We start from the raw sequence: 11,743 nt of genomic DNA, 5'->3' as shown, positions 1-11,743 counted from the left end.
TTCACCGACGACGGGTTCAAGCAACAGATCCAGGACGAAACGGGGCTCAAGCCGGAGTGGGCCGCCGAGGCGTTCGCGGACGTCGACGAGGACGTCCGGCAGTCGCTGCGCCGCATCGAGGCCAGCCCGTTCGTCACCAAGCAGGAATCGTTGCGCGGCTTCGTCTTCGACGTCGCTACCGGCAAGCTGAACGAAGTCACGCGGTAGCTTCGCCTGCTGTGTGGCGTGTCGTCGACCGAACGCCAAGTTCTCGACGGCAAGCCGCACCGTGCGCGGGCTGCTACCCGACCTTGTAGGTGGCGATCGCCTTGGCCACCAGTTGACCGTCCGGCGTGACGACGTCCACGTCGCAGTTCACCAACGTGTTGCCCTGACGCAATACCCTCCCGATGCCGAGTAGGTCGGTGGCGCGGGCGGGGGAGACGAATTGCAGGGCCATCGATGTCGTAACCCCGCGCAGCGACTCGGCAGTCCGTACCCCCGACCAGGCCGCGGCCATTACCGTGACGTCGGCGAGGGCCGCAATCGCGCCGCCATGCACCACGTCGCCGAGCGTCACGTTTGCGGGGTCCCACGGCATCCTCAGGCGCACCCCCTTCCCGTCGAGGGTCCCGTCGAGCACCTCGGGCACGATGCCCAGCTTCGCGACGAAGGGGGACTGGGGGAGGAACTGCGCCATGACCTGGGCGCCGTTGGGGCCGCGGGAGGATGTCATGCCTGCATCGTCTTCGTCCCCGGGAAGCGCTTCAATTACCTGCGACGTAGTCGCCTCAGGACAGGAGCTGGTCGACGTAGGGGGCTGAGCGACCTGGATCGTTGACACGCGACGGCGCCGACGGTTACATTCCAGGCCATGATTGCAATTCTGGTCAACTCTACCAACTTAATGGGAAAGCCTTGACTACGGCCGAGGACGTGCAGCGCCCGTCGGGCGGTCGCTACGAGCTGAGCCATCTGCGCGCACTGGAAGCCGAGGCCATCCACATCATTCGCGAGGTCGCTGCCGAGTTCGAGAAGCCCGTGCTGCTGTTTTCCGGTGGCAAGGACTCCATCGTCATGTTGCACTTGGCGCTCAAGGCATTTCGGCCCGGCCGACTGCCGTTCCCGGTGATGCACGTTGACACCGGGCACAACTTCGACGAAGTCCTCCAGGTCCGCGACGAGTTGGTCGCCGAGTCCGGGGTGCGGCTGGTCGTGGCCAAGGTGCAGGACGACATCGACGCCGGGCGCGTCGTCGAGACCATCCCGTCGCGCAATCCGATGCAGACCTTCACGTTGTTGCGCGCCATTCGGGAGAACAAGTTCGACGCCGCCTTCGGTGGGGCCCGTCGCGACGAGGAGAAGGCACGCGCCAAGGAGCGGGTGTTCAGCTTTCGTGACGAGTTCGGCCAGTGGGACCCCAAGGTGCAGCGGCCCGAGTTGTGGAACATCTACAACGGCCGACACCGCAAGGGCGAGCACATCCGGGTCTTCCCGCTGTCCAACTGGACCGAGTTCGACATCTGGTCCTACATCGGCGCCGAGAAGATCAAGCTCCCGTCGATCTACTACGCCCACCAGCGCCAGGTGTTCCTGCGCGACGGCATGTTCCTGGCCGTGCACAAGTACCTCCAGCCCCGCAAGGACGAGCAGGTCGTCGAGAAGACCGTGCGCTTCCGCACCGTCGGCGACGTCACCTGCACCGGCTGCGTCGAATCGTTGGCGGGCACGGTTTCCGAGGTGATCGCCGAGACCGCGGTGTCGCGATTGACCGAACGCGGCGCGACCCGTGCCGATGACCGGATCTCCGAGGCGGGGATGGAAGATCGCAAGCGAGAGGGCTACTTCTGACATGCGTCGAGCGCAGCGAGGGGAAAAATAAGATGGCAACGCTCTTGAGGCTGGCGACCGCCGGCTCCGTCGACGACGGCAAGTCCACGCTCATCGGCAGGCTGCTCTACGACTCCAAGGCCGTCATGGAGGACCAGCTCGCGTCGGTCGAGCGCACCTCCAAGGAACGGGGGAACGACTACACCGACCTCGCGTTGGTGACCGACGGCCTGCGCGCCGAGCGGGAGCAGGGCATCACGATCGACGTCGCCTACCGCTACTTCGCCACGCCCAAGCGGAAATTCATCATCGCGGACACCCCGGGGCACACGCAGTACACCCGCAACATGGTCACCGGCACGTCGACCGCGCAGTTGGCGATCGTCCTGGTCGACGCGCGCCACGGCCTGCTCGAGCAGTCGCGGCGGCACGCGTTCCTGGCCTCGCTGCTCGGCATCCAACACATCGTGCTGGCTGTCAACAAGATGGACCTCGTCGGTTGGGATCAGAAGATCTTCGAGACGACTCGGGATGAGTTTCACGAGTTCGCCGCCCGCCTCGACGTGCACGACGTGACGACGATTCCGATGTCGGCGCTCAACGGCGACAACGTCGTGACCAAGTCCGAACTCACCCCCTGGTACGACGGACCTGCGCTGCTGAGCCATCTCGAAGAGGTCTACATCGCGGGTGACCGCAACCTGGTCGACGTGCGCTTCCCCGTCCAGTACGTGATCCGTCCGCAGACCCACGAGCACGCGGACCATCGCAGCTATGCGGGCACGGTGGCCAGCGGTGTCATGCGTCCCGGTGACGAGATCGTCGTGCTCCCAGCGGGTAAGAGCAGTCGCATCACCGAGATCGAAGGTCCGACGGGATCCGTCGCCGAGGCGTTCCCTCCGATGGCCGTGTCGATCAGCCTGGCCGACGACATCGACATCTCACGCGGTGACATGATCACCCGCACCAACAATCAGCCGCACGCCACCCAGGACTTCGATGCCACGGTGTGCTGGATGGCCGACGAGGCCGCCCTGGAGCCGGGCCGCGAGTACGTCATCAAGCACACCAGCCGGACAACCAGGGCCAAGGTGACAGCACTGGACTACCGGCTCGACGTCAACACGCTGCACCGCGACAAGAGCGCAACGGCGTTGAAGCTCAACGAACTCGGTCGCGTCACGCTGCGCACGCAGGTGCCGCTGCTGCTCGACGAGTACTCCCGCAACGCCGCGACGGGGTCGTTCATCCTCATCGATCCCGACACCAACGGCACCGTCGCCGCAGGGATGGTGCGCGACACGACTCCCGCCGCGACGCGGACGGCCAGCCCGAATGCCGTGAAGCACCAGAACCTGGTCACCGCGCAGGACCGCCTGTCGCGAGGCAGCACGATCTGGTTCACCGGTCTGTCCGGTTCCGGCAAGTCGTCGGTGGCCATGCTGGTGGAGCAGAAGCTGCTCGAAAGTGGGCGTCCCGCTTATGTTCTCGACGGTGACAACCTGCGCCACGGACTCAACGCCGATCTGGGCTTCTCGATGGCCGACCGCGCGGAGAACCTGCGCCGGTTGGCGCACATCGCCACGCTGCTTGCCGACTCCGGGCAGATCGTGCTGGTGCCCGCCATCAGCCCGCTCGCGGAACACCGTGCGTTGGCCCGGCAGGTGCACGTCGATCAGGGGTACGACTTCTACGAGGTGTTTTGTGACACCCCGCTCGAAGACTGTGAGCGTCGGGATCCGAAGGGGCTCTACGCCAAGGCCCGCCGCGGCGAGATCACCCACTTCACCGGCATCGACAGCCCGTACCAGCGACCGAAGAACCCCGACCTGCGGCTGACCCCCGAGCAGTCGGTGGACGAGCTCGCTCAGCAGGTCATCGATCTGCTGAGGCCGAAGTCGTGAGCGACCACGAGCTCGCCGCCCGGCTCGCCACCGAGGCGGGTGAGCTGCTGCTCGCCGTCCGTGCCGAGCTCGCCGACGTTGGCATCGACGAACGGAAGTCCGCCGGTGACAAGCGGTCCCATGACTTCCTGATGCAGGCACTGGGCACCGAGCGAGCCGGTGACGCCGTGCTCTCCGAGGAGGCCACCGAAGAGGAGCACGCCAACCTGGCCCGGCTCACCGCCGAGAGGGTTTGGATCGTCGACCCGCTCGACGGCACCAGGGAGTTCGGCGAGCTCGGTCGTGATGACTGGGCGGTGCACGTGGCGCTGTGGCAGTCCGGTGAGCTCGTCGCGGGGGCGGTCGCCCTCCCCGCCCAGGGCGTCACGCTGGCCACGCCCGAGGTGGCACCGCCACCACCAACAGCCGGCGCGCCGCGAATCGTGTTGTCCCGCAGCAGGCCACCGGCCATCGCGCTGGCAGTACGGGACGCGCTGCAGGGCACGCTGGTCGAGATGGGTTCTGCCGGAGCCAAGGTCGCCTCGGTGGTGCAGGGCATCTCCGATGTCTACGTGCATGCCGGCGGGCAGTACGAGTGGGACTCGGCGGCTCCCGTCGCGGTGGCGCACGCGGCCGGGTTGTTCACGTCGCGCCTGGACGGTTCGCCGCTGCGATACAACCAGGCCGACGTGCTACTGCCGGACCTCATCGTCTGCAGGCCGGAATTGGCGGATGCGGTGTTGGCGGTCACCACCCGGCACTAGCCTCGAGCCATGAGCAATCCGACGCTGCGCGCCCTGGCCGAACTGCCCCTTGCACCCCCATCCCTGGCGGAGTCCACGCTGGTGATGATCGACTGCCAGAACACCTATACCCGCGGCGTGATGGAACTCGACGGCGTGCAGGCGGCGCTGGACGAGGCCGCCGAACTGTTGGAGCGAGCCAGGACGGCTGGCATCCCGATCATCCACGTTCAGCACTCCGACGGTCCGGGCTCGCTGTACGACATCGAGGGGGAGAGCGGCGCCATCGTGGACCGGGTGGCGCCGCGGGACGGCGAACAGACCGTCGTGAAGCAGTATCCGAACTCGTTCGTGAAGACCGATCTGGACGACAAGCTCAAGGCCATCGGCGCCGGCAACCTGCTGCTCGCGGGTTTCATGACGCACATGTGCGTCAACTCCACGGCCCGCGGCGCCTTCAACCTGGGTTACGCGCCGACGGTCGTCGCCGCTGCCACGGCGACGAGGGCACTGCCGGGCTTGGGAGATGCAGTCGTCCCCGCGGAGGGCCTGCAGGCCGCCAGCCTGGCGGCGCTCGCAGACCTCTTCGCGGTCGTGGCGCCCGACGCCGCCGCCATCCCCGACTGAGGCGCAGCGACGACGAGGTCCGCGCACCCCTTGAACTCAGTTTCACTTGAACTCAATTTCACAACGGCTGCGCCCTGCTACCGGATGCGCCGCGCTCGGGGCGGCAAGATGTGCGTGCGATGGACGTTCAAGACCTGGTGGACCAGTTTGCGCAGGCATCGGTACCCGGTTTGGGTGCGCTGATCGCCGCCTGGCTCACGTGGCGACTGTGGCGGCGACTGCTGCGCGCGGCGATCGCGTGCGTCGTCGTGGGGGTGGTGCTGTACGTGGCCTTCCCCGGCGTGACCCGGCAACTGATGCGGGACGGCCACGGCTTCCCGACCTTTAGTACGGGCGAAGGGGCGGCCGGGTCCCCTTAGCTCGGCCCGGGCCGACGGCCATCGTGGTGGCGGTTGCTAGCGAGATCACGACGTCGACCCGTCGACCATGCCCTCCACGCGCGGAAACATTCGCTCGCAATGCGCGGATTGGCCGATTGTGCCGATGGCAGAAGAACCTGGCATCGGCGTTTAGCTGGCAATTCGGCCCCTAGGCCTAGGTCGTCATCGCCTTCGCCTCATGCGGAGGAAATTGCTGCACCCGACCGTTGTCGGCGTCGGTACGATTATTGGGGTTGATTAGCTATCCGTCGTGCAGCTAATGATCGGGGGGTGTAGGGGTGGTGTCAGCGTTATGGGCATGGTGGCGTCAGCCCGACCACTACGACTGGACCACGGACTTTCTGCGCGAGCGCGGCTTGATTCGTCCTGCACAGGTGATCATGGCCGTGGTCAATGCCTCGGCCATGATGGTTCCGTTGAGCGAGATCCTCGACCGTGACCGGAGTCCGCTGCTCCTGGCTGCGGTGGTGGTACTCACCGGAGCCTTCACCGCCGGCAACATCGCGTTCTGGTTGACGCGGTGGCCGACCCGGCGCCAATCGGTGGCCATCGTCGTGATCGGCGTGCTCTGCATCAGTGGCTGGACTCTGAGCGAGACGAATACCGCGGTCGCCACTCTCACGTGTACCGCAACGGCGGTGACCGGGAGCTACATCGCCTTCTTCCACGGCCCCAAGCTCCTCGCCTGCAACTTCGTGGTCGCGGTCGGGCTCGCCACTGTCGCTGCGACGCGGCTGACCCGAGAAGCGGGCGTGCCAGCCGCGGTGGCCGCGTTCTGGCTGATCTGGTTCCTGAACGTGACGATCCCCTTGGCCATCTGGGGCACCGCAAGGGCGATGGGTCGGTATGCGATGAAGAGCGATCAGGATCCGCTTACCGGACTGCTCAACCGGCGGGGCTTCATCGAGACGATCACCCGCCGGCTGGCCGCCGGCGGATCAGAGGCCACGCATCTGACCGTTCAGATGATCGACCTCGACGACTTCAAGCGGGTCAACGACACCTACGGCCACGCCGCAGGCGACGGCGTTCTCATCGCGGTGGCCGAGCTCCTGCGTCGGCACGCCCCGCCGACCGCGGCCATATGTCGTGCCGGCGGCGAGGAGTTCCTCGTCGCGGTGATGTCCACGTCGGGCACCGACGGCAAGCCGAACGCCGCTGCGCTGTGCGGCGCGATATCCGGGTTGTCGCACTCGGTCACTGCCAGCATCGGCTCCAGTTCCGTCGCGCTTGAACGTCCCGAACGCAGCGCGACGCGCATCGTCGAAGAGCTCATCGTTGCCGCGGACAAGGCGATGTATGCCGCCAAGCGCAACGGTGGAAACCAGGTTTACCACGCCTGAGCGGCGGGTTCCTCGTCAGTGAGCAGGCTGCCTGGCGGTACGACCCAACGGGACCCACAATGCTTCGATGACCCAGGTTCCGATGACCCAGCCCCCCACCACGGTCACCCGGCTCAGCGAGAAGCAGGAGACGTCGCGCAGCGCACTGGACGAACTGCTCGCGAGCACGCCGTTGGCCACCATCGCGTTGGTGCGCGACGGGCATCCGGTGATCTTTCCGACCGGTTTCGCGCGCATCGGCGACGACGTCGTGGTCCACGGGTCGACGGGGTCGCCCTGGATGAGGGCGCTCGCCGCGGGCGCCGCCGCGGCCGTGTCGGTTACCACGCTGGACGGTGTGGTGGTGGCGCGCAGTGGGTTCGAGTCGTCGTTCCGGTACCGCAGCGCCGCCATCTTCGGCGTCTTCGAGAAGGTGCCAGAGGCCGACAAACTCGGTTACCTCGAGATCCTGACCGATACGTTCATCCCCGGTCGGGTCGCCGAACTGCGGGCGAGCAGCCGCAAGGAGATCGCGGCGACCCTGGCGCTCAAACTGCCCATCGGCGCCGACAACTGGTCGCTGAAGGTCAGTGCGGGATGGCCCGAGGATCCCGACGAAGACATCGCCGGAGAAGCCTGGGCGGGCGTGGTGCCGATGTCGGTCACCTACGGCGCACCGCAGGCCGCGCCGGATCTGGCTCCTGGGATCGACCTGCCCGAGTCGGTGCGCGCGATGACGGGCACCCTGCGCAACGCACCGCCGTCAGTCCAGTAGCGCGGTACGGCGATACAGATCGGTGCGACGGTCGCCGTGAACGTCGTTGTTCTCGTTGAATCGCTTCACCCGCGCCTCGGCGAGGTCGACGTCCGCGGTCACGTTGCCCGGCTTGCCGTATTGGGCGACCACCATGGGGTAGCCATCGGCATCGGTGATCACGCTGCCACCGATCCAGTCCACCCCCCGTTCCACGGCGGTGCGGTCACACACCGCGATGGGCATGCGGTTGCTGCCCGCGCCCGCGAGTGCGCGCACCATCTCGGTGGGCCGCTCGCCGTCGGGGCGGGGTAGCAGCGGCCAATTCACCGGTGCGCACAGCAGATCGGCGCCCGCCAACGCCACCGCCCGCACCCATTCGGGGAATTCGACGTCGTAGCAGATCATCACGCCGATGCGGCCGTGCGCGGTGTCCACCAGCATCGGGAGGTCGTCACCCCTGTCGAACACGGCGTTCTCCGTGTCCCACAGGTGCGCCTTGCGGTAGACGCCACGGAGTCCGGTCGAGTCGACGACGGCGGCGCTGTTGTACACGTGGTCGCCCGCTGCCTCGGGGAAACCGGCGACGATGGTCAGATCGAAGGCCGCTGCGAGATTCGCCCATCCGGTGATGGCGGGGCCGTCGCGCGTCTCCGCGAGGGACACCAGCTCGGCGCGGTCGGCGAAGACGTAGCCCGACGACGCGAGCTCGGGCAGTACGACGATCTGCGCGCCGTCACCTGCGGCCGCCTCGATCGCGGCTCGCGAGGTGGCTTGGTTGCCGGTGGTGTCGCCGATCGCCAGTGGTATCTGACAACAGGTGACGCGGGTGGTCATCTCATGATCGTGCCGCCTTGCCGATGGGGCGGCAACGGCGGTGGCATGATTCGCGTCATGCGGATGTCGGCCAAGGCGGAGTATGCCGTCAGGGCGATGGTCCAGCTGGCCACGGTCGACGAGGGTGTTCTGGTCAAGACCGATGATCTGGCGAAGGCGCAGGGCATTCCGCCGCAGTTTCTCGTCGACATTCTGTCGGACTTGCGCACGGACCGGCTGGTCCGCAGCGCCAGGGGCCGTGACGGCGGTTATGCGCTGGCCAGGTCCGCGGCTGAGATCAGCATCGCCGACGTGCTCCGGTGCATCGACGGTCCGCTGGCGAGCGTCCGAGACATCGGCCTCGGCGATCTTCCGTATTCGGGCCCGACGGCGGCACTGACCGACGTCTGGCGTGCGCTGCGGGCCAGCATGCGTTCGGTGCTGGAAGAGACCAGCCTCGCGGACGTGGCAGCAGGGGAGTTGCCCGAGCACGTCGCGGGGTTGGCGGGTGACTACGTCGGCCAGGAGGAGGCGCGGGGTCACGGCTGATGAGCGGCCCGGCCTACCGAATTCGCAAGTCTGGCTACCGAAGTCGTCGCGTGCTGACGATGGTGTGGTTGAACGATGGCCATGTCCATGCGGTGAGCACCGCGACGTGATCGGCACGTGTGCCTGGACGCGGCCGCGACCGCATGTCATCGAATTCGGCTATTGCCTGGGCCGACGGTGGTGGCGTCAGGGCATCATGTCCGAGGTGGCAAAGATCTTGGTCGACGAGGCACAGCGGGATCCGACGGTGTACCGGATCTCGGCGTACTGCCACGTCGACAATGCGGGTTCTGCTGTAGTCCTACGGCGAAGTGGTCTTGGTCTGGAGGGCCGGATGTCCCGGTACGTGGTGTTTCCGAACTTCGGCCCCGAGCCGCAGGATTGTCTGATGTTCGCAAAGGCGGTGCGCTGATGACCGGTTTCGACGTTCGTTCACTCGACGTGCCGGTGATCATCGCTCCCATGGCGGGTGGACCCACCACGCCGGAGCTGGCCGCTGCGGGATCCAATGCGGGCGGTCTGGGCTTCCTCGCCGGGGGATACCTGAAGGCCGAGGCGTTCGCCGAACGGATCACGGCGGCCCGGGCCCTGACGACCGGGCCGCTGGGCGCGAACCTCTTCGTTCCGGGGCCGAGCACCGCCCGACCCCAGGCCATCCAGCGCTACGCGCAGGCGCTGCAGCGCGAGTCCGAGCGCTACTCCGTCCGGCTCGGCGACGCACGTTTCGACGACGACGACTGGGCGGCCAAGCTCGACGTCGTCTTAGACCTCAAGCCGGAGGTCGTGTCGTTCACCTTCGGGCTACCCACGGCCGACGACTGCGCCCGGTTACGAGGTGCGGGCATCACGACCGTCGCCACGGTGACGACCCTGGCCGAGGGGGAACTCGCCGTCGCGGTCGGTGTCGACGCGGTCGCCGCGCAGGGCCCCGCCGCGGGAGGGCATCGCGGCACCTTCGATCCGCTGGCGTCGCCAGCGACGCAGCCGCTCAGCCAACTGCTGCGGGCGACCACCGTCGCACTGAACGTTCCCGTGATCGCCGCGGGAGGTCTGATGACCGCCGCCGACGTCGCCGACGTGTCCGCCTCCGGGGCGGTCGCCGCACAGCTCGGCACCGCGTTCCTCTTGGCCGACGAGGCGGGTAGCAGCGCCGTCCACCGCGCGGCTCTTCAGGATGCCCAATTCACCGAAACCGCTGTCACGCGGTGTTTCTCAGGCCGCTACGCCCGCGGTCTTCGCAATCGCTTCATCGACGACCACGACGCCGAGGCGCCTGCGGCGTACCCGGAGATCCACTACCTCACCAGCCCGGTGCGGGCGGCCGCGGTCAAGGCAGGCGACCCGCACGGCGTGAACATCTGGGCGGGCACGGGATATCAGAAGGCAATTTCCGGATCCGTTGCCGATATCGTGGCATCACTCGCCTGATCGTTCGGCGAAATCCAGCTGGGGGTTATCCCCCCTTCAAGTCTCCGGGAAACGCCATATGTGAGCGTCCGGAAAATCCCTAGTGTCAGTGGTGTCGAATTCATTGAGGGAGCAAATTGCCTCCCTTATTAACAGGGAGACCACTGAAATGAACAAGTACTTCTTCGGGGCCTTGGCCGCCGGTGCCATGACCGCCGCCACGCTCGGCTTCGCCGGTGCCGCCAATGCCGAGTCGACCGGCCCGACCTACGTGCAGGACACGGTGCGGACGCTGGAAGCCGGCGGCTACAACGTCATTCTGAATCGAACTGGCGCAGCGCCCCTCTCGGCGTGCACCATCACGTCGGTGCAAACCGGACCCACGTTCTCGACCGTCGACTCGCGCGGTGGCGGATCGCCTGCCGAGACCGTCCTTGCGAAGACGGTCCACATCGACCTGGCCTGCTGAACGACGATTGACCAGCCCGACTCGACACATTGCGAAGTCGGTAAGGCGAAGGGAATTGCGATGCCATCAACGCATCGCAATTCCCTATTTCGTTTCAGCCTTGATGATTTACTTGCTAAGTGCGAATCGTCGCGGAGTGGAATTGTCGCCACTGTATTCCGTGAGCGGTAAGCGCATGGTGAACGACGTCAACCCGTCCGCCGAGTCGGCGACGATCGAGCCCTCGTGCGCCTCGACGATCGCCGCGGTGATGGCCAACCCCAGACCAGAATTGCCCGCCTGGCGAGACCGCGACTTGTCGGCGCGGACGAACCGCTCGAACAGATGGGGAAGCAACGCGCCGTCGATGCCGGGTCCGTCGTCGCCGACCACCAGGGTGGCCATCGCAGCGCCTTCCTCGGTGGTGATGGTCGTGGTGACGGTGGTGCCGTCCGGAGTGTGCACGCGGGCGTTCGACAGCAGATTCGCAACGGCCTGATGCAACTTCGCCCGATCGCCCCGCACCCACACCGCATCGTCGGGAACCCGCGTCACCCAGGTGTGCGCCGGTGACGAGACCGCCGCGTCGTTGGCGGCGTTGACCACCAGATCCGCCAGGTCGACGTCGGTGGCCTCCAGGTCCTGCCCCTCGTCGATCCTGGCCAGCAGCAGCAGGTCCGAGACCAGGGCGTTCATCCGGGCGGACTCCGCTTCGATCCGGGCCAGCGAGTACTCCGTGGTCTCGGGCAGCACGGCGCTGTCCTGGCGGGTGAGCTCGGCGTAACCCTGAATCGCTGCGAGCGGGGTGCGCAGTTCGTGGCTGGCGTCGGTGATGAACTGACGCATCCTGCGGTCCGAAGCGGCGACGTCGGTCAGCGCTCCCTCGACGTGGTCGAGCAGCCGATTGAGTGTGTCGCCCACCAGACCGACCTCGGTGCGCGGATCGGTGTGTGCCGCAGGCACCCGTGGCGTGATCTGGTGTTGATCGCGATTCAGGGGCAGCGT

Annotated in this window: 15 protein-coding genes; 12 read left to right on the top strand and 3 right to left on the bottom strand. The window is 66.8% G+C overall.

Going from position 1 to position 11,743, the window contains the following annotated elements:
- Positions 1 to 207: carbonic anhydrase (locus ABW137_RS32555; protein WP_526406516.1), on the top strand; the 207-nt coding region annotated here is incomplete at its 5' end.
- Positions 208 to 280: 73 nt separating this feature from the next.
- Here the strand turns inward: ABW137_RS32555 and ABW137_RS32550 are convergent.
- On the bottom strand, positions 281 to 715 hold the full coding sequence (locus tag ABW137_RS32550; protein ID WP_526406514.1) for a PaaI family thioesterase: 435 nt from the start codon (positions 713 to 715) through the stop codon (positions 281 to 283).
- Between the two features lie 182 nt (positions 716 to 897).
- On the opposite strand from ABW137_RS32550, the gene cysD reads away from it, so the two are divergent.
- From cysD to ABW137_RS32515, 7 genes are all read left to right on the top strand, one after another.
- Positions 898 to 1,830, top strand: coding sequence for a sulfate adenylyltransferase subunit CysD (gene cysD, locus ABW137_RS32545; RefSeq protein WP_526406512.1), 933 nt, complete (start codon positions 898 to 900; stop codon positions 1,828 to 1,830).
- 32 nt (positions 1,831 to 1,862) lie between these two features.
- Entirely contained in the window at positions 1,863 to 3,713 is a 1,851-nt protein-coding gene (cysN, locus tag ABW137_RS32540) for a sulfate adenylyltransferase subunit CysN (RefSeq protein WP_526406510.1), read from the top strand.
- Positions 3,710 to 4,456 (top strand): 3'(2'),5'-bisphosphate nucleotidase CysQ, encoded by a 747-nt coding sequence (locus ABW137_RS32535; protein ID WP_526406508.1) that lies wholly within the window; start codon positions 3,710 to 3,712, stop codon positions 4,454 to 4,456. Before cysN ends, ABW137_RS32535 begins: the two co-directional genes overlap by 4 nt.
- 9 nt (positions 4,457 to 4,465) lie before the next feature.
- Positions 4,466 to 5,062, top strand: a complete 597-nt coding sequence (locus ABW137_RS32530; protein WP_526406506.1) for a cysteine hydrolase family protein — start codon at positions 4,466 to 4,468, stop codon at positions 5,060 to 5,062.
- A 119-nt stretch (positions 5,063 to 5,181) separates the two neighbouring features.
- The gene (locus ABW137_RS32525) at positions 5,182 to 5,421 is read left to right on the top strand and encodes a hypothetical protein (protein WP_526406504.1); all 240 of its coding nucleotides are present in this window, start codon (positions 5,182 to 5,184) and stop codon (positions 5,419 to 5,421) included.
- A gap of 299 nt (positions 5,422 to 5,720) precedes the next feature.
- Complete coding sequence (locus ABW137_RS32520; RefSeq protein WP_526406502.1) at positions 5,721 to 6,785, top strand: GGDEF domain-containing protein; 1,065 nt, start codon at positions 5,721 to 5,723, stop codon at positions 6,783 to 6,785.
- Positions 6,786 to 6,852: 67 nt separating this feature from the next.
- Entirely contained in the window at positions 6,853 to 7,539 is a 687-nt protein-coding gene (locus tag ABW137_RS32515; protein WP_526406500.1) for a pyridoxamine 5'-phosphate oxidase family protein, read from the top strand.
- On the opposite strand, the gene ABW137_RS32510 is transcribed toward ABW137_RS32515, so the two are convergent.
- Positions 7,528 to 8,355 (bottom strand): nitrilase-related carbon-nitrogen hydrolase, encoded by an 828-nt coding sequence (locus ABW137_RS32510; RefSeq protein WP_526406498.1) that lies wholly within the window; start codon positions 8,353 to 8,355, stop codon positions 7,528 to 7,530. The genes ABW137_RS32515 and ABW137_RS32510 overlap by 12 nt on opposite strands.
- A 57-nt stretch (positions 8,356 to 8,412) precedes the next feature.
- On the opposite strand from ABW137_RS32510, the gene ABW137_RS32505 reads away from it, so the two are divergent.
- From ABW137_RS32505 to ABW137_RS32490, 4 genes are all read left to right on the top strand, one after another.
- Positions 8,413 to 8,883, top strand: a complete 471-nt coding sequence (locus ABW137_RS32505) for an Rrf2 family transcriptional regulator (RefSeq protein WP_526406518.1) — start codon at positions 8,413 to 8,415, stop codon at positions 8,881 to 8,883.
- Complete coding sequence (locus ABW137_RS32500; RefSeq protein ID WP_526406496.1) at positions 8,843 to 9,295, top strand: GNAT family N-acetyltransferase; 453 nt, start codon at positions 8,843 to 8,845, stop codon at positions 9,293 to 9,295. The genes ABW137_RS32505 and ABW137_RS32500 overlap by 41 nt, the downstream gene beginning before the upstream one ends.
- The gene (locus ABW137_RS32495; protein ID WP_526406494.1) at positions 9,295 to 10,311 is read left to right on the top strand and encodes a nitronate monooxygenase; all 1,017 of its coding nucleotides are present in this window, start codon (positions 9,295 to 9,297) and stop codon (positions 10,309 to 10,311) included. The genes ABW137_RS32500 and ABW137_RS32495 overlap by 1 nt, the downstream gene beginning before the upstream one ends.
- 148 nt (positions 10,312 to 10,459) lie before the next feature.
- On the top strand, positions 10,460 to 10,759 hold the full coding sequence (locus tag ABW137_RS32490; protein WP_526406492.1) for a hypothetical protein: 300 nt from the start codon (positions 10,460 to 10,462) through the stop codon (positions 10,757 to 10,759).
- Positions 10,760 to 10,867: 108 nt separating this feature from the next.
- On the opposite strand, the gene ABW137_RS32485 is transcribed toward ABW137_RS32490, so the two are convergent.
- Positions 10,868 to 11,743, bottom strand: an 876-nt coding sequence (locus tag ABW137_RS32485; RefSeq protein WP_526406490.1) for a sensor histidine kinase, incomplete at its 5' end; no start/stop codon positions are given.

It is taken from the genome of Mycobacterium sp. (assembly GCF_040509115.1).
Classification (GTDB): Bacteria; Actinomycetota; Actinomycetes; order Mycobacteriales; family Mycobacteriaceae; genus Mycobacterium.
This window is presented reverse-complemented; position numbering and strand designations above follow the sequence as displayed.

Coding starts and splice junctions, on each gene's coding strand:
- ABW137_RS32510 (WP_526406498.1), bottom strand. CDS start 8,355: ATGACCACCCGCGTCACCTGTTGTCAGATACCACTGGCGATCGGCGAC.
- cysN (WP_526406510.1), top strand. CDS start 1,863: ATGGCAACGCTCTTGAGGCTGGCGACCGCCGGCTCCGTCGACGACGGC.
- ABW137_RS32525 (WP_526406504.1), top strand. CDS start 5,182: ATGGACGTTCAAGACCTGGTGGACCAGTTTGCGCAGGCATCGGTACCC.
- ABW137_RS32530 (WP_526406506.1), top strand. CDS start 4,466: ATGAGCAATCCGACGCTGCGCGCCCTGGCCGAACTGCCCCTTGCACCC.
- ABW137_RS32515 (WP_526406500.1), top strand. CDS start 6,853: ATGACCCAGGTTCCGATGACCCAGCCCCCCACCACGGTCACCCGGCTC.
- ABW137_RS32490 (WP_526406492.1), top strand. CDS start 10,460: ATGAACAAGTACTTCTTCGGGGCCTTGGCCGCCGGTGCCATGACCGCC.
- ABW137_RS32550 (WP_526406514.1), bottom strand. CDS start 715: ATGACATCCTCCCGCGGCCCCAACGGCGCCCAGGTCATGGCGCAGTTC.
- ABW137_RS32505 (WP_526406518.1), top strand. CDS start 8,413: ATGCGGATGTCGGCCAAGGCGGAGTATGCCGTCAGGGCGATGGTCCAG.
- ABW137_RS32495 (WP_526406494.1), top strand. CDS start 9,295: ATGACCGGTTTCGACGTTCGTTCACTCGACGTGCCGGTGATCATCGCT.